Origin of the sequence: Streptomyces sp. IBSBF 2435 (assembly GCF_036815005.1) — a bacterium.
GTDB lineage: Bacteria > Actinomycetota > Actinomycetes > Streptomycetales > Streptomycetaceae > Actinacidiphila.
Map to the genome: position 1 here is coordinate 1 of NZ_JAJSYW010000073.1, position 19,260 is coordinate 19,260.

Consider the following 19,260-nt stretch of genomic DNA (forward strand, 5'->3'; position numbering starts at 1 on the left):
CGGGGAGGAGGGTGATACGGAGGGCGTGGAGGCGGGGTGGGGAGGCGATCACGTCGTAGGACGAGATGCGCGCGTCGGTGACGGTGACCGTGAGGGCGAGGGTGAGCCGGCCGCGGGGGGTGACGACGATGCCGACGGCGCCGTCGATGAGTGCGGGGGCGGCGTAACGGGCGCGGCGGCCGAGGACCAGGGTCTCGTCGGCGACCGCGCGGGCGCCCCGGACGAGCACCGCCCGGCCGGCCGGCAGCGCCGCGGGATCGGCCCGCCGGACGACGTCGGGCGCGAGGACGGCGAGCAGTCCGGCGATGTCCCCGCCGCGGGCCGCCGCGAGGAAGGCCTCGACGACCACCCGGTGCCCCGCCACCTTTTCCGCGCCCGCCGCTGGCGTCCCGTGCACCTTGGCCCGCGCCCTGCTGGCCAGCTTCTTCGCCGCCCCGGGTGAGCGCCCGACGATGGGCGCGATGCGGTCGAAGGGCACCGCGAAGCTGTCGTGCAGCACGAAGGCGACGCGTTCGTCCGGCCCGAGCGCGTCGAGCACGACCAGCAGCGCGCGCCCGACCGACTCGGCGAGCTCGGCCTCCTGCTCGGGACCATCGCCGTCCGGCGCGAGGTCGGGCACGTGCTCGCCGACCGGGTCCTCACGGCGGGCGGCCCGGCCGCGCAGGGCGTCGAGGCACAGCCGGGAGACGACGGTGGTGAGCCAGGCCGCCAGGTTGCCGATGCTGCCGGCGTCCACCGCGGCGAGCCGCAGCCACGCCTCCTGGACGGCGTCCTCGGCCTCGGCGGCCGAGCCGAGCATGCGGTAGGCGACGGCGACCAGCCGCCGCCGCTCCGCCTCGAACCGCCGCGCCAGCAGCTCGGGGCCGTCGTGCTCGTCCATGTGTCACCTTCGCTCGTCGCGGTCCGCCGACAGTACGACGACCGGGGCGGGACAAAGGTGACCGCGTCGCACGCGGGCGGTCCCGTCCGACAAGGACCGGCCTTCCGCGGCAGCCCGAGGGATCACGTACCGCACCGTCCGAATACCGCCGGAACGGGCCACGCGCGCGGGGCAGGGTGGGGCCATGGCCTCACAGAACACGACCGTGATCGACCACACCCGTATCGAGCCCGGCATCCTCTACTTCGGCACGCCCGTCGTGCTGCTCTCGACCGTCAACGAGGACGGGACGGCGAATCTGGCCCCTATGTCGTCGGCCTTCTGGCTGGGGTGGCGGTGCATGCTCGGGCTGGGCGCGCGGTCGCAGACGGCGCGCAATCTGCTGCGGGAGCGGGAGTGCGTACTGAATCTGCCCGACGACCGGCTGGCCGGGGCGGTGGACCGGCTGGCGCTGACCACCGGGCGCGATCCGGTACCTGCGGGGAAGGCGGCACGCGGGTACCGCCACGAGGGGGACAAGTTCGGCCGGGCCGGGCTGACGGCGGTGGCGTCGCGGACCGTACGGCCGCCGCGGGCCGCGGAGTGCCCGGTGGCGATGGAGGCCGTGCTGGAGGCCACCCACCCGCTGGCCGAGGACGACCCTGAGCAGCGCGGCGGCATCATCGTCTTCGAGGTCCGGGTCCAGCGGGTGCTGGTGCACGAGGAGATCCGGTTGGCGGGCAGCGCCGACCGTATCGATCCCGACGCCTGGCGCCCGCTGATCATGAGCTTCCAGCAGCTGTACGGACTCGGCCCGCGGCTGCGGGAGTCGACGCTCGCACGGATCCCGGAGCAGATGTACCGCGGCCCTGACATCGAGCGGTCCCGGGTGGCCGGGGGCGGCCGGGGCGCCCTTGACACCTGGCAGTGACCCGCAGAGTCTGAGCAGGCGCGCCCGCGGCCACGCGGGGGCGCACCGTCAACTCCCGCGCACGCCAGCGGATTCGAACCGGCACCACCACGTTGAACAGCGGCAGCGCCGCCCAGCCGAGGAGGAGCCGTCATGCGCGGGCCAGACGCGTATCCGACCGTGTCCGGTGTCGCGGCGGCGGCCCGTCTGCTCAGCACGCGGCACCCGGACCTGTGCCGGATGCGGCTGGCCGGGGAGTCCAGGACCGGGCGCCCGCTGTGGCTGCTGTCGGTCGGGCACGGCAGGCGGCACGTGCTGGTGGTCGCCGGGCCGCACCCGGACGAGCAGGCCGGCGGCGGCACCGTGCTGTGGCTGGCGGAGCAGGCGGTCGCCGACCGCCACCGGCAGGCCGACGCCGACCTGACCTGGGACTTCCTGCTGTGCCTCGACCCCGACGGCACCGTGCTCAACGAGTCGGGACCGGCGGGGCCGCGCCCGCCTGCCGTGCACTTCCGGCACACCTACCGCCCGGCCGCGTGCGAACAGCCCGAATGGGCCGGCTCCTTCCGCGCTCCGGGGGACGAACTCCCCGAGACCTACGCGCTGCTGGCCGTCATCGACGAGCTTCGGCCGTTCCTCCAGTGCTCCCTGCACGGGACGGACGTCGGCGGCAGTTGGGTGCAGCTGACCTCCGACATCCCGGGCCTGGCGGAGCCGTTCGGGAAGTACGCCGCTGAACTCGACATCCCCGTGCAGGCCGGCACCTACGACGCCCTGTTCTGGCACGGCTCGGGACCCGGCGTGTACGTGCTGCCGCCCGGCGGGCGGCGGGAGCGGTTCGCCTGCGAGCCGGAGAACGTCAACGGCTCCACCTGGTGCCGCCCGCAGCGGCACGGCGGGCTCACCGCGCTGGTCGAGGTGCCCATGTGGGCCACCCGCCGGGTCGCCGACCCGGCCCCGCACCCCGAGCCGTCGCAGGCGATCGGCGCGATGGCCGCACGGCTGCGCAAGGACGGCGCCGCGCTCACCGCCACGCTGGAGCGGGCGCTGCGGGTCATCGGGACGCCCGACTCCGCGGACAGCAGCGAGGCGCTGCTGCTGCGCGGGGTGGAGCAGGCGGTCGGCGCCTTCGCGGCGCTCGCCGCCGACTACGACGTGCTCGCGGCGGACTCGCCGGTGCCGCTGACGATGGCGCATGTGGCCGCCCTCGACATCGCCGCTCGGCGGATACCGCTGCGCGCGGCGGGGATGCTGCTGCGGGTGCTGGACGAGCAGCCGCTCGGCGACGGCGACCCGGCCGGTGAGCCGGGGCGGTTGCGGGGCCGCCTGGAGCGCAGGCTCGACGCGGGGGCGCGGGAGTTGGTCGCATCGGTCGACGCCCGCTGGGTGCCGGTGTACGACCAGGTCGAGTTGCAGGCCAGGACGGTCCTGGCGGCGGTCGACCGGCTCTCCTGACCTCCGTCCACGGGATGGACCCGGCCCACGGCCCGGCTCTCCTGAACCCGCCCGCGGCCCGGCTCTCCTGACCTCCGTCCACGGGATGGACCCGGCCCGCGGCCCGGCTCTCCTGACCGCTGGTCCACGGGGTCTCCGGTCTGCGGCCCGGCGCTCCTGAACCCGCCCGCGGCCCGGCTCTCCTGACCTCCGTCTGCGGAATGGACCCGGCCCGCAGTCCGGCTCTCCTGACCCTGGTCTACGAGGCCGCCCCGCCGCACGCCGGGCAGTCGGGGCGGCGCGGGTGGCGCTGGAGCACGGGGTCGCCGAGCGACATCAGGTTGATGCCGTAGCGGAAGCCGGGGCGCATCGGGGGGACGCCGGTGAGCAGGGCGACGGCGGCGTGGGCGACCAGGGTGCCGGACAGGGTCGCGGTCACCGCGCTCGCCGGATTCCACGGCATCCGGGGCGACGCGGCCGCCTCGTCCTGGCCCGGTGCGAGCCGCAGGTCGCGGCGCTCGGACTCGCCGGCCCGCTGGCACTCCCAGCACGGCCCGGAACCGGGGACGTGGGCGCCCGCGGTGACCAGCGGGCCGCGGTAACCGCCCTCCACCCAGGGGAGGTTCGCGGCCAGACAGACCCGGTTCGCCCAGCGGCGGATCTCCGGCGGGCGGTCGGCGCCGAGCACCAGCAGGTCGTACGGCGGGCCTTCGGCGATCAGTGCGGCGAGGTCGTCCTGGCCGCGGATCTCCCGGCGTTCGCCCGTGACGGTCACATCGGAGTTCAGGGCGCGCAGCGCGGCCACCGCCGTATCGGCCTTGGGGTGCCCGATGTCTGCCTCGCCGTAGATCAACTGGCGGTTGAGGTTGGACAGTTCGACGGTGTCGGGGTCCACCAGGTGCAGCCGCCCGACGCCCGCGGCGGTGAGGATCTGTGCGGCGGCGCCCCCCGTACCGCCGACGCCGAGCACCAGGGCGCGGGCGTGGCGTAATCGCAGCTGGGCCTGCCAGGGGCTGGCGCGCGGGCTGAGGTCCATCCAGCGCAGCAGCGCGACCCCGCGGGCGTGCCGCAGCGGGTCGCGCTCCGCGAGGCCCGGCGGCAGCGGGGCCGCCGCGTCCTCCACGAAGCCGGCCTGCCGCAGTTCCTCGATGGCCCTACCGACCGTCTCGGGCTTGACTGCGGCCGGGTGCAGCGCGGCGACCTCCGCGGCGATCCCCGGACCGCTGCGGGTGCCGTCCATGAGTTCGGTGAGCGTCCAGATCCAGCCGTCCGGGTCGGCGATCTCCGCGCCGATGCCGTAGATGACGCTGCCGATCCTGACGTTGCCGTCGACCGTGCGGTACGCCCGGTGCTCGGGTTTGATCCGCGGCCGGCGCAACTGCGCCTCCGCGCCCCCGGATTCCGCCTCCGACAGCGCCGTCATCCGGGCCGCCCCCCCTTGCCCCATCGTGCTCCCTTGACACTGTCGCCGTGCCGCCGGACTCTGACAAGGCATCGGAGTGACCGGGGTGAAGAGCCAACTCCCTTGCACAAAAGGCGACTTGAACGAGGAGGGGAGGCACCATGGCGAGCACCATCGTCATACGGCAGCTGGACAAGAAGGAGACGACGGGCGACAGCAACTCCAACGGAACGTGAGTCATTCCACGGTCGACGCGTATCCGGGCGTCGCGGGGGTCGTGGCAGCGGCCTCCGCGTTCGTCCGTTTCCGTCCGGGTCTTTGCACCCTGCGGGTGGTCGGCCGGTCGCGGGAGGGCCGCCCGCTGTATCTGCTCACGGTCGGCCTCGACCGGCCGCGGGTGCGCAACATCCTGGTGGTCGCGGGACCGCACTCCGACGAACGGGTCGGGGCGGCCAGCGCGCTGCGTATCGCGGAACGGGTCGCGCTCGACCCCCAGTTGCACGTCGGCGCGGGCGCAGCCTGGCACTTCCTGCTGTGCCTCGACCCCGACGGCACCCTGCGCAGCGAGAAGGGTCCGGTCGTCCGGCGCACCCCCGCCAAGCACTTCCGGCACGCGTACCGGCCGCCCGCCGACGAACAGCCCGAATGGGCGCCGTCGATCCGCCCGCCCGGGGACCAGCTCCCCGAGTCCGAGGCGCTGATCCGGCTCATCGACGAGCTGCGCCCGGTCCTCCAGTGCTCCTTGCACGGCAACGACATCGGCGGCAGCTGGATCCAGCTCACCCGCGACCTGCCGGGGCTCGCGGAACCGCTCGGCAAGATCTCCGCGGAGCGGGACGTGCCCGTGCAGACGGGCACCTACGACGCCCTCTACTGGCAGGCGTCGGGTCCCGGTGTCTACCTCATGCCGGAGCCGGGCGAACGCGCCCAGTTCGACAGCCTCCCCGAGGACGTCAGCAGGTCCACCTGGATACGGCCGCACGCGTACGGCGGGATGACCGCGCTGTTCGAGGTGCCGATGTGGGCGAGTCCCGGCGTCTCGGACACCAGCCCGCACCCCGACCCGGCCCGCGCGCTGGCCGATCTCGCGGTCCTGCTCCGGCACCAGTCGGGCCTGAGCCGGGCGACGCTCGCCGAGGTCCGGCCGTTCCTGCCGGCCGGCGAGGACGCGGCGCGCCTGCTGCGGATCGTGGAAGGGCTGGTCACGATGGGTCCGAGGGTGGCCGACGAGTGGGAGGGGATGCATCCGTCGCCGGTGCGGTTGTCGCGTGCGCACCTGCACGCGCTCGACATCGCGGCCCGCCGGATGTCCCTGCGCACGGCCGGGATGCTGCTCCAGCTGCTGGCGGCCCCGTCCGAGTCCGCGGAGGTGGTACGCCTGCGGGCCGCGGGCGAGCGGCGGCTGGCCCGCTGGGCGGCGGACCTGGCCGCCGGCCACGGCCTGACCTGGCTCCCCGTCCCGGTCCAGGTCGATCTCCAGACCGAGACGGTGCTCGCCGCCTTCCGCTTGCTCGCGGGCTGACCGCCCCCGGGCGGCCTCCTCGCGTCCCGGGACCCGACACGTGCCCCGCAGGAGCGCGGGGAACTGCGCGACCGGCCACGACGGCGGGAGGACGGCCGCCCGCGGCGAGCGGCACTGCCGGAGCCGTACCGCCTAGCTCACCGCGGCGGCCAGCTCGGCCGCGACGAGTTCGGCGACCTGCACCGCGTTCAGCGCGGCGCCCTTGCGGAGGTTGTCGTTGGACAGGAAGAGGGCCAGGCCGTTGTCGACCGTCTCGTCGCGGCGGATCCGGCCGACGTAGGACGGGTCGCGGCCCGCGGCCTGGAGCGGCGTGGGGATCTCCGAGATCTCCACGCCCGGCGCCCGCGCCAGCAGCTCGTACGCCCGCTCGACGCTCAGCGGGCGCGCGAACCTGGCGTTGACCTGGAGGGAGTGCCCGGAGAAGACCGGCACCCTGACACACGTGCCGGACACCTTGAGGTCGGGGATCTCCAGGATCTTGCGCGACTCGTGCCGCAGCTTCTGCTCCTCGTCGGTCTCGAAGCTGCCGTCGTCCACGATGGACCCGGCGAGCGGGACGACGTTGAAGGCGATGGGCCGGGCGTAGACGGCGGGGGCCGGGAAGTCGACCGCGTCGCCGTCGAAGGTGAGTCGGTCGGCGTTCTCGGTGACCTGGCGGGCCTGCCCGTGCAGTTCCGCCACGCCGGTGAGGCCGGAGCCGGAGACCGCCTGGTAGGTGGTGGCGACCAGGGCCACCAGGCCGGCTTCCTCGTGCAGGGGGCGCAGCACCGGCATCGCGGCCATGGTGGTGCAGTTCGGGTTGGCGATGATGCCCTTGGGGCGGTCGGCCAGGGCGTGCGGGTTGACCTCGGAGACGATGAGCGGGACGTCGGGGTCGCGCCGCCAGGCGGAGGAGTTGTCGATCACGACGGCGCCCTGGCCCGCGACCTTCTCCGCGAGGGCGCGGCTGGTGGCGCCGCCGGCCGAGAAGATCACGATGTCGAGGCCGGTGTAGTCGGCGGTGCCGGCGTCCTCGACGGTGACCTCGCCGCCCGGCGCCCCGGCCCACGGAAGGGTGCGGCCCGCGGACCGCGCCGACGCGAAGAGCCGCAGCTCCGCCACCGGGAATTCGCGTTCGGCCAGCACCTTGCGTACGACTCCGCCGACCTGCCCGGTCGCTCCGACGATTCCGATCCTCATGCGGTCTCTCTCCGATCTGGTCGCGCCCGTCCGTGGCGCTGGGTGTCCCGCCCGTTCGAGTATCACCGCAGCGGCGGCCGGGCGGCGAATGGTTTCAGGTGCCGAGACGTACCGCGGCCAGCGACCGCGGGCTCGCGGGCAGTAGCGGCAGCCGTACGTCCGGGGTCGGGATGCGGCCCTGGGCGTGCAGCGCGGCCTTGATCACGGTCGGGTTCGGCTCCCGGAAGAGCGCGGCGGCCCGCGCGGCGAGCCGGTGGCCGAGCGCGCGGTCGCCGGTGGCGGCCAGCTCGGCCCACGCGGCGGTGTCCAGGTGGGCGGAGGCCAGTACGGCGCCGGTGGCGCCGAGGGCGAGCAGCGCGGGCGCGAAGATGTCGTCGCCGGCGAGCACGTCGAAGCCGGCCGGGCGGTCGCCGAGCAGGTCGACGGTCTCGGCGTCGATGCCGCCGACCGCGTACTTCACCCCGGTCACCCCCGGGATCGCGGCCAGCTCCCGCAGCGCGCGGGCGGTGAGCGGCTGCCCCGTGCGGTAGGGGACGTGGTAGACGAGCAGCGGTACGGGGCCGCGCGCGGCAAGCGCGGTGAAGTGCGCGACCACCCCGGCCTCACCCGGGCGGACGAACGCCGGCACCGCCGCCAGGAGCGCGTCCGGCGGCGCCGCCCACTCCCCCGGTGCGCGCCGCCCGTCCCCCACCCCAACCACGAAGCGCGCCCCGGCCGCCCGGCACACCCCTCCGATCAGCTCGACGACCCGCTCCCGTTCCGGCCCGTCCAGGCTCTCCGGCTCCCCGGTCGTGCCGAGCGCCACCAGCCCGTGCGCCCCGCCGGCCAGGATCTCCCCGGCCAGCGCTTCGAGCGCGTCCCAGGCGACACCGCCGGCCGCGGTGAAGGGGGTGATGAGCGGTACGTACAGCGCTGGGGTCATGGGGCGAGTCTCACCCGGCACAATGCAGTAGGTCCAGTTAAATGTCGTACGCCAAACAATTAAGCATCACTGTATTGACTGCTCGGAACACCCTCGGAGCGCCTCCGTAACGCTTCAGAAGACCTCGGGGCACCACGGGCGGCGCGGGGTGCGGAAGAGGTGGTCGGCGGTGGTGGCCGCGCCGGGGGCGTGCTCGGCCACGAGGCCCAGGGCGGCGAGGCGCAGCGCGGACTCGTCGCCCAGATGGAGCCGGGCCAGGGTCGCGACGTCGAGGGTCAGGTCAGGGGCCGCGGCCGGCGCGGAGGTGCAGCGGGGCGCGGCCCCGGGGGCGGTCTCCAGCCGGAAGGTGCCGCCGGCCAGGCCCGCCGGGTCGCGGACGTCCAGGACGAGGTCGGCGGCCAGCGGGGCGTAGCCGCGGGCGGACAGGGCGGCCGGGACGTCGAGCAGCCGCAGCCACATGAAGTCGGCGTAGGTCTCGGTGCGGGCGGCGCGGGGGTCGCCGAGCAGCAGCGGGAGGATGTCGTCCGGCGGGCGGTGGCCCGACTTGAGCCGCACGATCCAGTCGAGGGAGAGCAGATAGCGCCACAGGGCCGCGTCGGCGGCCGGGGTGGCGGCGAGCAGCCAGAGCACCTCGGCCTCGGCGTTGGGCAGCTTGCCCGGCCAGTACGGGTCGTTGACGTGATACGCGGCCATGCCGTCGATCCCGCCGGCCGCGTCGCGGTGGACGAGGAAGAAGGGCTGTTTGTAGCTGAAGGAGGGCAGGACGGTCGCACCTGTGGCGCGGTTCCACCAGTCGGCAGTGCGGGTGATGGCGCCGGCGGTACGGGTGCGGACCCGCTCGTGCAGGGCGGGACCTGCCGTGCGCGCCTCCTCGGCGCTGATCAGGTCGACGGTGCCCTCGGCCGGGTCGGGACCCGCGTAGCGGCTGTCGAGCGCGGCCCGGGGCAGGTCGATCTCCCAGTCGGTGACCCAGGTCGCCGGGCCGTAGCCGTACCGCCCGTAGATCGGGTATTCGGCGGCGATCAGGATCGACACCGCCTCGCCGCGCTCCTTCGCGTCGGCCAGGTCGGCGGCCATCAGCCGGGAGGCCAGGCCCCGGCGGCGATGGGTGGCGGTCACTGCCACGTTGGTCACCGCGGAGGCGGGCACCGAGCCGCCGCCCGGCACCGTCAGGTCGCGCGCCATGCTGCGGAAGGTGGCCACGCAGCGGTCCCCGTCGAAGGCGCCGCGGGTGCGGTCCAGGTCGTAGTTCGGCCGCATCAGCGCGATTTCCTCGGCGCTGATGGTCAGCGACCGGTGGAAGCCGGTGTGCACCGCCCTGACCCAGCTGTCGACGTCGGACTCGGCGAGCGTGCGCAGTTCAAGACCCATGTCCGCACGTTACGCAGCCGCCCGCGCGGATCGCATCCGGTTAATCTTCCGGGCGCGCGGACCCCGCGGCGGTACGCGGCGGCGGCCGGATGCGGCGGACCGGCCCGCCGACGACTGGTGTTCAGCCGTCCGACAGCAGGTCGTCGATGTGCGCCTCGCCCTCGCGGTAGCGCCGGGTGATCTCCGCCGAGCAGCCGTCGACGGTCTGCTGGAGGCGGTGCCGCCGGCCCGACACCTGCTGCTCGTGCCGGGCCAGCCGGCCCATCGCGGCACGCAGCTCCGGGTCGGTGCGGGCGTCGAGGTCGGACAGTTCGACCTCGGCGAGGATGTCGGCGGCGAGCCGCTGCACCCGCGCGGTCAGCGGGGTGCCGAGGGTGACGTGCCGGGCGGAGGAGCGGACCTGGGAGGGGCCGTCGGCAAGGATCTCCGGGAGCCGGTCGAGGACCGGCGCCTCCGGCCCTCCCGGGGTGCCGGGCACCCCGTCGGCCCCGGCCCTGCGGCTCAGTTCGGCCCGCAGGATGTCGATCCGCCCGTGCAGCAGCCGGCGCAGATACGACAGGTCGGCCTCCTCGCGCTGGGCGTCCCTGCGCAGGGTGCGCAGCGCCGCCAGGTCGAGGTCGCCCAGGTCGGCTGCCGGGGTGTCCGCCAGCGGACCGCGGGGTGCGGGCGGGCGGAACGGCCCTGGTGCGTCGGCCTTGAGCATGCGGTGGCCCTTCCTGGTGGGTGGCGGGGAGATGGCACCGCCGGCACAGCGGCGGCGGTGCCGGGAGCCTGTCCAGCGCCGGATGTGATCATGCCTGTCGTCCCCCGTCCGCAGCAGGCCGCGCGCGGGGATCCTGCTGTCGATGCTGCCACTTGCCCCCGGCACCCCGCAGCGACTCTGCACCCGAACGGCCGTCGCGACAGTTGTGCGAGGCGGCCGAAGCGGCGTGCGCCGGATCCCGTACGCGCCCCGCCGTCGCGCCGGAGCCGCCCGCGCACGACCGCCGCCCGCTCCCCGCCCGGCTCGGCACCCGGGCGGGGAGCACCACCGCGCCACCCGCGTACCGGCGGCGCCTCCGCGCACGCCACAATGGCCGCATGCGTGCGGTGGCCCAGCGGGTGAGCGAGGCGAAGGTCGTGGTCGACGGGCGGACCGTGGGCGCCATCGGCGGACCCGGGCTGTGCGTCCTGGTCGGGGTGACGCACGACGACACCCCGGCGAAGGCGGCGGCGCTGGCCCGCAAGCTGTGGAGCCTGCGCGTCCTGCCCGACGAGCAGTCCTGCTCCGACATCGCGGCACCGCTTCTGGTGATCAGCCAGTTCACGCTTTACGGTGACGCCCGCAAGGGCCGCCGCCCCACCTGGAACGCCGCGGCGCCCGGGCAGGTGGCCGAGCCGCTGGTGGACGAGGTCGTCGCCCAACTGCGGGCGCTGGGCGCGACCGTGGAGACCGGGATCTTCGGCGCCGACATGAAGGTGTCGCTCACCAACGACGGGCCCTTCACCGTCGTCATCGACCTGTAGGACCTGGAGGGCCGCCGCTCAGGGCGCGACGACCGTCTCCTGGGCGGCCGCGGTGTCCTCGGCGATCAGTGTCGCGTCCTGCGGGGTGTTGCGCTTGACGACCGCGAGCGCGATCGGGCCCAGCTCCCAGTGCCGGGCCGACGAGGTGATGATGCCGACCGCCCGGCCGTCCCCGCCCTCCGCCGCGACCCGCACCTCGGCGCCGTGGCCCGGCAGCCGTACGTCGCTGCCGTCCAGGTGCAGGAAGACCAGCCGGCGCGGCGGGCGGCCCAGATTGTGCACCCGGGCGACCGTCTCCTGGCCGCGGTAGCAGCCCTTCTGCAAGTGCACGGCCGTGTCCAGCCAGCCCAGCTCGTGCGGAATGGTCCGGTGGTCGGTCTCCAGGCCGAGCCGCGGCCGGTGCGCCTCGATCCGCAGCGCCTCGTGCGCGAGCACCCCGATCGGCGGCCCCGCCTGCGCGGCGAAGTCCTCAAGGCCCTCGCGCGGCACGAAGACCTCCCGCCCGTACGGCGTCTCCCGCACGACCCATTCCGCGGGCGTCCCGGCGATGGACCCGGCGGGGAGATACACCAGGGCGTACCGCTCCGACGCGTCGGCGGTCTCGACCCGGTAGAAGAACTTCATGCTCTCCAGGTACGCCAGCAGCGCGCCCTGCGTGCCGGGCTCGACGTGGATCCAGGTGGTGGCGCCGTCGTCGACCAGGTAGAGGGCGTGCTCGATATGGCCGTGCGCGGACAGGACGAGCGCTTCCGTGGCCTGTCCGGCCGGCAGGTTCTCCACGTGCTGGGTGAGCAGCAGATGCAGCCAGGCCAGCCGGTCGGCACCGGTGACCGTCACCACACCGCGGTGCGAGAGGTCCACGAAACCGCTGCCGTCCGCGAGCGCGCGCTGCTCGCGGAAGAGGTCGCCGTAATGCGCGGCCACCCCTTCGTCGGGGCCTTCCGCGGCGACAGCGCCGGGCAGCGACAGCAAAGGGCTCTTCGTCATGTCGTCAAGACTACGACCAGGCCGCTCGTATGACCGGATCCGGCGGCCAGGACCGGCCGGACGGAGGTCACCCGGCCGAGGAGCCGGCCGCCTTCGCCGAGCAGTCCCGGCAGCGGCCGAAGATCGCGAAGTGCTTCATGTCGGTCTCGAAGCCGAACTCCGCCTGGAGCTCCGCCATGAGGGGCGCCGCCAGCTCCACATGCGCCTCGGTGACCGCGTCGCAGTCCCGGCAGACCAGGTGCATGTGGTCGTGCCGGTCCGCGAGGTGGTAGGTGGGCGCGCCGTGTCCGAGGTGGGCGTGGCTGACCAGGCCCAGTTCCTCCAGCAGCTCCAGCGTGCGGTAGACGGTGGAGATGTTGATCCCGGAGGCGGTCTTGCGCACCTCGCACAGGATGCCGTCGGGCGTGCCGTGCTCCAGGCACTCGACAGCCTCCAGCACCAGCTGCCGCTGCGGCGTCAGCCGGTAGCCGCGCCGGCGGAGGTCGGTCTTCCAGTCGGTGGTGACCACCCGGCCAGTGTAGGTCGATTCACCGGGCGGACGGCCCGTGCGGCTACTTGAAGAAGGCGATGCCGTCGTCGGGCAGGTCCTTGAGGTCGGCGACCCACTCGCGCGGGTCCACAACCTTCTTCAGATGGGCCGACATGTACGGGCGCAGCGGAATCGCCGGGGTGGCCTTCTCGCCGACCCACATCAGGTCGCTGTTCACATAGCCGTACAGCCGCTTGCCGCCGCTGTACTCGGGGGCGGAGGGCAGCCGGGCGACCGCGTCCGTGACCAGGTCGATCTGCGGCTTGCCCTCGGCCAGCTCGCCGGTCCAGATCTCCACGACACCCTCGTCCCGGGTGGTGGTGACATCGACCTTGCGGTCCCTGCCGATCCGCCAGTAGCCGCTCTCGGTCTCCAGCGGCCTGACCTTCTTGCCCTCGGCGTCCAGCACCCAGGTGTGCGAGACGTATTCGAGGAACGGCCGGCCGTCGTGGGTGAAGGCGACCGACTGCCCGAAGTTGCACTTCTCCGAGCCCGGGAAGTCGTACACGCCCGCACCCTCCCACCGGCCGAGCAGGAACGCCAGCGGTACGAGGTCGGGGTGCAGGTCGGACGGGATCTCGATCATGTCAGCGCTGGCCCTGGTAGAGCTTCTTCACCGCGTAGAAGGCGAACGCGGCGACGCCGACGCAGACCAGCACGAGCAGGGCGTCGTAGTAGTACTCAATGTGCACGGGTCGTGCTCCTCGCGAGGGCAGCGGGCAGGGCCGCGCACAAGTCTAGTGCGCGGCCCTCGCGCGGGCGCGGCCAGGCCGCGTGACGTGCGGCTCGTCCGGGCGCCGCACGGCCGCGCGGCTCAGCCCAGCAGCTGCGCCTGGAGCCGTACGGTCTGCCGGAAGGCCTGCTCCGGGACCTCGCCGCCCTTGCGGGTCTGGCGGACCAGCGCCACCGTGTCGCCCGCGACCAGGAAGGCGTAACGGGTCATGCTGTCGCCGTAGGGCGCGGTCTCGTCGTAGCCGGCCACCTTCACACCCCTGGGTACCGTGCGGTCCGCGAGGCCGGTGTCGAGGCGGTCGGTGGTGACGCCGTCGATCGGCTTGAGGTCGGCGTCCTGGTCGTAGTACGTGGCGTATCCGGCGCTGATGAACTGCGCCAGATACACCTCGGTCCTGGTGCCGTCCGGCATCGTCCAGGCGCGGCCCGCGACATGCCGCAGGCCCTGCTCCTTGAGGAACAGCTCCTGCTGCGAGCCGCCGCCGCCCACCCGCACCTTGAGGAACGCGGCCACCGTCAGCCAGCCCGTCGTGCCGGGGAAGGCCGGGTCGTTCACGGCCCGCCCGGGCGGCGCGAGCAGCAGCGACCGCACATCGGCGTAGTGGACGCCGCCCGGGTTGAGGGCGGCGTCCAGCGGGCGCGGCTTGCGCGCGGGCAGCTTCGGCAGCGCGACCTGCGGATACGTCCAGCGCCCGTCGTCCGGCGTCTTCAAGCCGGGGATCTTCGTACGCTCCGGGCGTGTCACGGCGTAGGCCGTCCCGGCGCCGAACACGGCGAAGACCAGCAGCACGGAGGTCCAGCGGAGCGCGACCCGCACCCGCGGGCTCATCCCGCCGGGCCGGGCGACGGCCTGCGGCGCGTACGCGGGCAGCGGCGGCGGATACGGGGCCGCCGCCGGGACGCTCGCGGGAAGGGGCTCCGGCAGCGGCCGGGGTCCGGCGGCGGGCGCGGGTCCGGCGACAGGCCCAGGAGCGGCTACGGGCCCAGGCCCGGACACCGCTGCGGGCTCGGGCGTGGGCGCTGCGGACTCGGCGAGGGCCGCAGGGGGCTCGGAGACGTCGGGCATCAGACTCCCTCCCCCGGCGCCTGGACGCGGTCGAGCTGCTTGGTCACCAGTTGCACGGCCTCGTCCTCCTGGAGCGGGGCCGGTCCCGTGGCCTCGAACTGGACCATCAGATCCCCCTCGGTCGCCTGGCAGTACATGGTGTCGAGCCAGTCGGCCTCGTCGCTGTCGTCATCGCCGTCATCGCTGTCGCCACCGGCGTCGCTGTCCGGCAGTACGCACACCGCGTGCGGGTGGCCGGGGATCTTCGGGCCGGTGCGGAAGAAGTCGCTGGCCTCGCTGAGCCTGCGGAAGGCCTCGGGGCCCGTCCCGGCGGCCGGCTTGTTGCCCACCTGCACGATCGTGACCGTGTAGACCTGGCCCGTGCCCAGGCCGCGGAGGGTCCGCAGGGCCGCGCCCTTGATGTGCATGGCGTCCAGCGCGGCGTCGGCCTGCTTGCGCTCCTTCGCGCTGAGCTTGGCGCCGCCGTCGCCGCCCTCGGCCATCTGCTTGGCCTCGGCGGCGTCCAGCACCGTGTCGTTGCCGTACTGGAGGAAGTCGGGGCCCGGGCGCAGGTTCTCCGGCCGCGGGAGCAGCAGTTCGCCGAGGTCGCCGTAGTGGGTGCCGCCGGCCGTCACGCCGTACGCCCTGGTCGCGGTTGGAGCGGGCCGGTGCGTGGCCAGGGCCGCGGGCCCGCCGCCGCCGTCACCGCCGCCGGACAGGGCGTAACCGCCGCCGCCCAGCGCGGCGGCGGCCACGAGCGCCCCGGCCACCAGCAGCGCGGTCCGCCGCGGCGGCCGTCCAGGCGGCGCGGGCACGGGCGCGGGCGGGTACCAGGGCTGGGACTCGGGCAAGGGCCCCGGATTGTGCTCGGTCACATCCGCTCCAGCTGCTTCGTGATCACGGACATGACGGCGTTCCTCGACACCGGGCGGACCCCGGACACGTAGACCTCGACGAGGATGTTGCCGACCCTGGCCATGCCCTGGCCGACGTAGACCTTCACGTCGCCCTCGTCGTACGGCTGCGCGGAGGGCCGGACCTCACCGTCGAGCGTGCCGGGGACGGGTGTGCCGTAACTCTGGTGGGCGCCGTCGCTGTACTCGCGCTCGCGCAGCACGTCGGCGGTGTCCAGGTCCTCGTCGTCGCGGAATTGCGTGAGGGTGACCGCGGTGTCGGTGAACTCGGCCTTGCCGACCGACCAGCGGGCCTCGGCGGCCCGGCGGAAACCCTTGTCGCCCAGCTCGGTGAAGACGTCCTCGGAGCTGACGTAGTCGTCCGCGAGGTCGGCCTGGGTGCGCCAGCCGCGCGCCGTCTGCTTGGCCCCCTTGGGCGTGGGCAGCAGCAGCTTGAGCAGGTTGCCGTCGTAGACCGCGTCGCGGTCGTCGGCGACCTTGGGCGCGGGCCGGTCCGGGGCCGCGCCCACGGGCTGGACGGGCGCCGCCGCGACCAGCGGCGGGAGCGGGGTGGGCGTGCGGCCGCGCTGCACCTGGTAGCCGGCGCCCGCGCCGGCCAGGATGCCGAGCACCGCCGCCGCGGCGACGACCGGGGCCAGCCGGCGGCGGGCCATCGGCCGGTACGGCTCCGGCGGCGGAGCCACCGAGGCCGATACGAGTTCCGGTTCGAACAGCGGGACCGCGTCCCGGCCCTGACCCTCTTCACGGCGTGGTTCGCCGTCCATCCGTTCCACGAAGCCCCCCCGGGCGAAAAGACGCACACACGTGCGACCAGTCGCACGCGGACTCGTATTATGTCCAGCTGACTCGCCGTATACGTAACGGTTTCCGACCCGTGGAGCGTGACCTGCGACACAACCATGCACCCCCTACGCTGGGCGGATGGCGAAGAAGCTCGTGATCAAGGTGACGGCGGGCGCGGACGCGCCCGAGCGGTGCTCGCAGGCCTTCACGGTGGCGGCGGTGGCGGTGGCCAGCGGGGTGGAGGTGTCGCTGTGGCTCACGGGCGAGTCGGCGTGGTTCGCGCTGCCGGGCCGGGCGGCGCAGTTCGAGCTGCCGCACGCGGCACCGCTGCCGGACCTGATCGAGGGCGTGCTGGCCGGGGGGACCGTCACCCTGTGCAGTCAGTGCGCGGCCCGCCGTGACATCGCCGAGAAGGATGTCATCGGGGGGGTGCGGATCGCCGGGGCCCAGCTCTTCGTCAGCGAGATCATGCCGGACGGTGTGCAGGCGCTGGTCTACTGAGAGCGGCGGCCCGGGTTCATCTGCGGCGGTCCTTGCGGTTCTTGCCCTCCAGCTCGTCCCACCACGCGTCGGACTCCGGGTCTCCGGTGCCGGCGTCAGAACCCTTGTCCGGTGGTTCGTCGAACCACCGCTCGTTCGGGCCACGCCGGTTGCCGACGATCGCCGCGACCGGGGGGATGACCATGGCCACCAAGCACATCGCGATGGCGGCCGGCACCGACCAGAGGCGTACGACCGCCCATGCCATGACGAACAGCACCACGCAGGTGCCCATCATGGCGAAATAGCGATGACGGCGTCGTGCGTCCACACCTCAACGGTACGTCCGCCAGGCGGATACCGAAACAGCTCGGAGGGCCGCACCCCCTTGCGCGGGGTACGGCCCTGCGAGCTGTGTGCCGTCGTCACACGGCGATGGCCACCTCGGCCGCCGCGCCCTGCTGGGCGACGACCGTGCGGTCCACCGTGCCGCCGGGAACCAGCGCGCGCAGCGTCCAGGTGCCGGGCGCCGCGAAGAAGCGGAACTGCCCGGTCGCCGAGGTCGGCACCTCCGCGGTGAACTCGCCGCCGCCGTCCAGCAGTCGTACGTATCCGCTGACGGGCTCGCCGTCGCGGGTCACAGAACCCTGGATGATGGTCTCGTTCGCCACGTCAACTCCTGCCAGGTCGGGCCCGCCGGCCTTCGCTCCACACATACGGTGATACCTCCGGGGTTCAGTTGGCGCCGAGCTCGATCGGCACGCCGACGAGCGAGCCGTACTCGGTCCACGAGCCGTCGTAGTTCTTGACGTTGTCCTGTTCGAGCAGCTCGTGCAGCACGAACCAGGTCAGCGCGGAGCGCTCGCCGATCCTGCAGTACGCGATGGTGTCCTTGGCCAGGTCCACGCTCTCGTCCTGGTAGAGCTTGACCAGCTCGGCGTCGGACTTGAAGGTGCCGTCGTCGTTGGCGTTCTTGGACCACGGGATGTTGCGGGCGCTCGGCACGTGGCCGGGGCGCTGCGACTGCTCCTGCGGGAGGTGTGCCGGGGCGAGCAGCTTGCCGGAGAACTCGTCGGGCGAGCGGACGTCGACCAGGTTCAGCGTGCCGATCGCGGCGACGACGTCGTCGCGGAAGGCGCGGATCGCGGTGTTCTGGGCCTTCGCCTTGTACTCGGTGGCGGCGCGCTCGGGGACGGCGGCGACCAGGTCGCGGGAGTCCAGCTCCCACTTCTTGCGGCCGCCGTCGAGCAGCTTGACCGACTCGTGGCCGTAGAGCTTGAAGTACCAGTACGCGTAGGACGCGAACCAGTTGTTGTTGCCGCCGTAGAGGACGACGGTGTCGTCGTTCGCGATGCCCTTGGCGGACAGCAGCGCCTCGAAGCCGGCCTGGTCCACGAAGTCGCGGCGGACCGGGTCCTGGAGGTCCTTCTTCCAGTCGATGCGGACGGCGTTCTTGATGTGGTTCTTGTCGTACGCCGAGGTGTCCTCGTCCACCTCGACGATGACCACCTTGGGGTCGTCGATGTGGGCCTCGACCCATTCGGCGTCGACCAGGACGTCACTGCGGCTCATGCTGTTCTCCTCCGGGGCAGTACGGATGGTGCGGTTGCGCGACACGCTGAGGGCGGTGCGGTGAGGTGCGGTCGAGCGGCGCTGTCGGCGCTCCACGGCACGGGGCAGTCAGGCTGCGCCGGGGCCTCGCGGCCGGCATCGGCACGGGGGAGCTGCCGCCCCTAGGGCATGCGACAGAGCATGGCGGCGACGCGGCACAGGTCGACTGCCCGCCGCTTCGTGAGATCCGCCTGTCGCTTCATGAGTCCCGATCGTAGGGAAATGAACCCGTAGGTGTCACCGTCGTGTCACATGGCGAGACAAGATTGTCCGCATGGCGGGCATGTGTTCTCTTGCCGTCCGGTCTCAGCCGGCGAGGACGACATGCTTTCCGCCGGCCGCCACCGATATGCCCTCCGGCGAGGTGGTCAGCGAGGTCAGCGAGATCCCGGACGGCAGGTGGGTCAGCTGCCGCACGAAGTCGATCTCCTGCCGGACGTCGTCCTCCAGGCCGAGCGCGGTCAGCTCCTTGGGCAGGTTCTCGGCGTGCAGCCCGATCGAGTCGGCGCCGCGTACGGTCACCTGGCTGAGCACGCTGATCTTCACGCCGATCCCGGGGATGGTCCCGGTCAGCTTCACCATCGCCTTGCCGTCCGCGCTGGTGCCCGCCGACGACACGCTGACCCCGGGAGGCGCGGCCTTGGACAGGTCGGCGTAGGTGATGAAGGCGGCCCCGTCGGCGCTGTCGGCGACCGCCGTGCGATAGCTGTCGGAGAACTTCACCCCGTGCAGATCGGCGTTGAAGGTCGCGATGCGCAGCGTCTCCCCACCGCCGTTCGCCGCGATGTCCTTCGCCTTGACCGTGACGTCGTCCAGCTTGCCCGAGGCGGCCTGGGTCAGGAACGGGAAGCCCTTGATCGACACCGACGGCTTGTGGTCCAGGCCCTCGGTGGCCTGGGCGCGCTCCGCGGCCTTGTTCTGCGCCACCGAGACCGCGATCCGGTCGGCGGCCACGAACAGGCCGCCGAGGATCACCACGACGACCAGGACTATCCGCCACACTCGCATGTGCCCGTACTCCCCACTCGTTCCGCCCGCGACTTCCGCAACGCCTGACGGGCGGCGGAGGGTCCG

General features: G+C 73.5%; 22 protein-coding genes. 5 read left to right on the forward strand and 17 right to left on the reverse strand.

The features are described from left to right. Positions 1–880 (reverse strand): sigma-70 family RNA polymerase sigma factor (locus tag V7E46_RS16365; protein WP_333769093.1); only part of this gene is annotated, 880 nt, incomplete at its 3' end. Positions 881–1,064: 184 nt separating this feature from the next. On the opposite strand from V7E46_RS16365, the gene V7E46_RS16370 reads away from it, so the two are divergent. After that, positions 1,065–1,790 (forward strand): flavin reductase family protein, encoded by a 726-nt coding sequence (locus V7E46_RS16370; protein ID WP_333769094.1) that lies wholly within the window; start codon positions 1,065–1,067, stop codon positions 1,788–1,790. A gap of 132 nt (positions 1,791–1,922) precedes the next feature. Beyond that, entirely contained in the window at positions 1,923–3,224 is a 1,302-nt protein-coding gene (locus V7E46_RS16375; RefSeq protein WP_333769095.1) for a M14 family zinc carboxypeptidase, read from the forward strand. A gap of 238 nt (positions 3,225–3,462) precedes the next feature. Here V7E46_RS16375 and V7E46_RS16380 read toward each other — a convergent pair whose 3' ends face one another. Beyond that, a complete protein-coding gene (locus V7E46_RS16380; protein ID WP_333769096.1) occupies positions 3,463–4,626 on the reverse strand; it encodes a ThiF family adenylyltransferase in 1,164 nt (387 codons plus the stop codon). A gap of 211 nt (positions 4,627–4,837) precedes the next feature. Here V7E46_RS16380 and V7E46_RS16385 point away from each other — a divergent pair, with 211 nt between their 5' ends. Next, complete coding sequence (locus V7E46_RS16385; RefSeq protein ID WP_333769097.1) at positions 4,838–6,127, forward strand: M14 family zinc carboxypeptidase; 1,290 nt, start codon at positions 4,838–4,840, stop codon at positions 6,125–6,127. A gap of 132 nt (positions 6,128–6,259) precedes the next feature. Here V7E46_RS16385 and V7E46_RS16390 read toward each other — a convergent pair whose 3' ends face one another. From V7E46_RS16390 to V7E46_RS16405, 4 genes are all read right to left on the reverse strand, one after another. After that, a complete protein-coding gene (locus tag V7E46_RS16390; protein ID WP_333769098.1) occupies positions 6,260–7,306 on the reverse strand; it encodes an aspartate-semialdehyde dehydrogenase in 1,047 nt (348 codons plus the stop codon). A 94-nt stretch (positions 7,307–7,400) separates the two neighbouring features. Next, on the reverse strand, positions 7,401–8,228 hold the full coding sequence (locus V7E46_RS16395) for a dihydrodipicolinate synthase family protein (protein WP_333769099.1): 828 nt from the start codon (positions 8,226–8,228) through the stop codon (positions 7,401–7,403). Between the two features lie 114 nt (positions 8,229–8,342). Next, positions 8,343–9,599, reverse strand: coding sequence for a GNAT family N-acetyltransferase (locus tag V7E46_RS16400; RefSeq protein WP_333769100.1), 1,257 nt, complete (start codon positions 9,597–9,599; stop codon positions 8,343–8,345). Positions 9,600–9,720: 121 nt separating this feature from the next. Next, complete coding sequence (locus tag V7E46_RS16405; RefSeq protein ID WP_333769101.1) at positions 9,721–10,302, reverse strand: RsiG family protein; 582 nt, start codon at positions 10,300–10,302, stop codon at positions 9,721–9,723. 377 nt (positions 10,303–10,679) lie between these two features. Here V7E46_RS16405 and dtd point away from each other — a divergent pair, with 377 nt between their 5' ends. Further along, positions 10,680–11,105 (forward strand): D-aminoacyl-tRNA deacylase, encoded by a 426-nt coding sequence (gene dtd, locus V7E46_RS16410; RefSeq protein WP_329176149.1) that lies wholly within the window; start codon positions 10,680–10,682, stop codon positions 11,103–11,105. A gap of 18 nt (positions 11,106–11,123) precedes the next feature. Here the strand turns inward: dtd and ygfZ are convergent, their stop codons facing one another. The 6 genes from ygfZ to V7E46_RS16440 all read right to left on the reverse strand — a co-directional run bounded on the left by ygfZ (position 11,124) and on the right by V7E46_RS16440 (position 16,076). Beyond that, entirely contained in the window at positions 11,124–12,092 is a 969-nt protein-coding gene (gene ygfZ, locus V7E46_RS16415) for a CAF17-like 4Fe-4S cluster assembly/insertion protein YgfZ (RefSeq protein WP_333769102.1), read from the reverse strand. 67 nt (positions 12,093–12,159) lie between these two features. Then, on the reverse strand, positions 12,160–12,600 hold the full coding sequence (locus V7E46_RS16420) for a Fur family transcriptional regulator (RefSeq protein WP_329176151.1): 441 nt from the start codon (positions 12,598–12,600) through the stop codon (positions 12,160–12,162). 43 nt (positions 12,601–12,643) lie between these two features. Next, positions 12,644–13,207 (reverse strand): FABP family protein, encoded by a 564-nt coding sequence (locus tag V7E46_RS16425; protein WP_333769103.1) that lies wholly within the window; start codon positions 13,205–13,207, stop codon positions 12,644–12,646. Between the two features lie 228 nt (positions 13,208–13,435). Further along, on the reverse strand, positions 13,436–14,419 hold the full coding sequence (locus V7E46_RS16430; protein ID WP_333769104.1) for a hypothetical protein: 984 nt from the start codon (positions 14,417–14,419) through the stop codon (positions 13,436–13,438). Further along, positions 14,419–15,273, reverse strand: coding sequence for a hypothetical protein (locus tag V7E46_RS16435; RefSeq protein ID WP_333769105.1), 855 nt, complete (start codon positions 15,271–15,273; stop codon positions 14,419–14,421). Before V7E46_RS16435 ends, V7E46_RS16430 begins: the two co-directional genes overlap by 1 nt. After that, on the reverse strand, positions 15,270–16,076 hold the full coding sequence (locus V7E46_RS16440) for a hypothetical protein (protein ID WP_333769106.1): 807 nt from the start codon (positions 16,074–16,076) through the stop codon (positions 15,270–15,272). Before V7E46_RS16440 ends, V7E46_RS16435 begins: the two co-directional genes overlap by 4 nt. A 157-nt stretch (positions 16,077–16,233) precedes the next feature. Between V7E46_RS16440 and V7E46_RS16445 the strand changes: the two genes are divergently transcribed. After that, complete coding sequence (locus V7E46_RS16445; RefSeq protein ID WP_333769107.1) at positions 16,234–16,596, forward strand: DsrE family protein; 363 nt, start codon at positions 16,234–16,236, stop codon at positions 16,594–16,596. 16 nt (positions 16,597–16,612) lie between these two features. Here the strand turns inward: V7E46_RS16445 and V7E46_RS16450 are convergent, their stop codons facing one another. The 5 genes from V7E46_RS16450 to V7E46_RS16465 all read right to left on the reverse strand — a co-directional run bounded on the left by V7E46_RS16450 (position 16,613) and on the right by V7E46_RS16465 (position 19,194). Further along, the gene (locus V7E46_RS16450) at positions 16,613–16,906 is read right to left on the reverse strand and encodes a DUF3099 domain-containing protein (protein WP_329176162.1); all 294 of its coding nucleotides are present in this window, start codon (positions 16,904–16,906) and stop codon (positions 16,613–16,615) included. A gap of 94 nt (positions 16,907–17,000) precedes the next feature. Further along, complete coding sequence (locus V7E46_RS16455) at positions 17,001–17,291, reverse strand: DUF1416 domain-containing protein (protein ID WP_329176164.1); 291 nt, start codon at positions 17,289–17,291, stop codon at positions 17,001–17,003. Between the two features lie 19 nt (positions 17,292–17,310). Further along, positions 17,311–18,147 carry a sulfurtransferase gene (locus tag V7E46_RS16460; RefSeq protein ID WP_329176166.1) on the reverse strand — a complete coding sequence of 279 codons (837 nt, stop codon included), beginning with the start codon at positions 18,145–18,147 and terminating at the stop codon, positions 17,311–17,313. Positions 18,148–18,308: 161 nt separating this feature from the next. Then, positions 18,309–18,389: a putative leader peptide gene (locus V7E46_RS33905; RefSeq protein WP_355342331.1), complete on the reverse strand. Its 81-nt coding sequence runs from the start codon at positions 18,387–18,389 to the stop codon at positions 18,309–18,311. Between the two features lie 103 nt (positions 18,390–18,492). Then, a complete protein-coding gene (locus tag V7E46_RS16465) occupies positions 18,493–19,194 on the reverse strand; it encodes an LmeA family phospholipid-binding protein (RefSeq protein ID WP_333769108.1) in 702 nt (233 codons plus the stop codon). Between the last annotated feature and the right edge of the window lie 66 nt (positions 19,195–19,260).

Coding starts and splice junctions, on each gene's coding strand:
- V7E46_RS16370 (WP_333769094.1), top strand. CDS start 1,065: ATGGCCTCACAGAACACGACCGTGATCGACCACACCCGTATCGAGCCC.
- V7E46_RS16375 (WP_333769095.1), top strand. CDS start 1,923: ATGCGCGGGCCAGACGCGTATCCGACCGTGTCCGGTGTCGCGGCGGCG.
- V7E46_RS16380 (WP_333769096.1), bottom strand. CDS start 4,626: ATGACGGCGCTGTCGGAGGCGGAATCCGGGGGCGCGGAGGCGCAGTTG.
- V7E46_RS16390 (WP_333769098.1), bottom strand. CDS start 7,306: ATGAGGATCGGAATCGTCGGAGCGACCGGGCAGGTCGGCGGAGTCGTA.
- V7E46_RS16395 (WP_333769099.1), bottom strand. CDS start 8,228: ATGACCCCAGCGCTGTACGTACCGCTCATCACCCCCTTCACCGCGGCC.
- V7E46_RS16400 (WP_333769100.1), bottom strand. CDS start 9,599: ATGGGTCTTGAACTGCGCACGCTCGCCGAGTCCGACGTCGACAGCTGG.
- V7E46_RS16405 (WP_333769101.1), bottom strand. CDS start 10,302: ATGCTCAAGGCCGACGCACCAGGGCCGTTCCGCCCGCCCGCACCCCGC.
- dtd (WP_329176149.1), top strand. CDS start 10,680: ATGCGTGCGGTGGCCCAGCGGGTGAGCGAGGCGAAGGTCGTGGTCGAC.
- ygfZ (WP_333769102.1), bottom strand. CDS start 12,092: ATGACGAAGAGCCCTTTGCTGTCGCTGCCCGGCGCTGTCGCCGCGGAA.
- V7E46_RS16425 (WP_333769103.1), bottom strand. CDS start 13,207: ATGATCGAGATCCCGTCCGACCTGCACCCCGACCTCGTACCGCTGGCG.
- V7E46_RS16430 (WP_333769104.1), bottom strand. CDS start 14,419: ATGCCCGACGTCTCCGAGCCCCCTGCGGCCCTCGCCGAGTCCGCAGCG.
- V7E46_RS16440 (WP_333769106.1), bottom strand. CDS start 16,076: ATGGACGGCGAACCACGCCGTGAAGAGGGTCAGGGCCGGGACGCGGTC.
- V7E46_RS16445 (WP_333769107.1), top strand. CDS start 16,234: ATGGCGAAGAAGCTCGTGATCAAGGTGACGGCGGGCGCGGACGCGCCC.
- V7E46_RS16455 (WP_329176164.1), bottom strand. CDS start 17,291: ATGTGTGGAGCGAAGGCCGGCGGGCCCGACCTGGCAGGAGTTGACGTG.
- V7E46_RS16460 (WP_329176166.1), bottom strand. CDS start 18,147: ATGAGCCGCAGTGACGTCCTGGTCGACGCCGAATGGGTCGAGGCCCAC.
- V7E46_RS33905 (WP_355342331.1), bottom strand. CDS start 18,389: ATGAAGCGACAGGCGGATCTCACGAAGCGGCGGGCAGTCGACCTGTGC.
- V7E46_RS16465 (WP_333769108.1), bottom strand. CDS start 19,194: ATGCGAGTGTGGCGGATAGTCCTGGTCGTCGTGGTGATCCTCGGCGGC.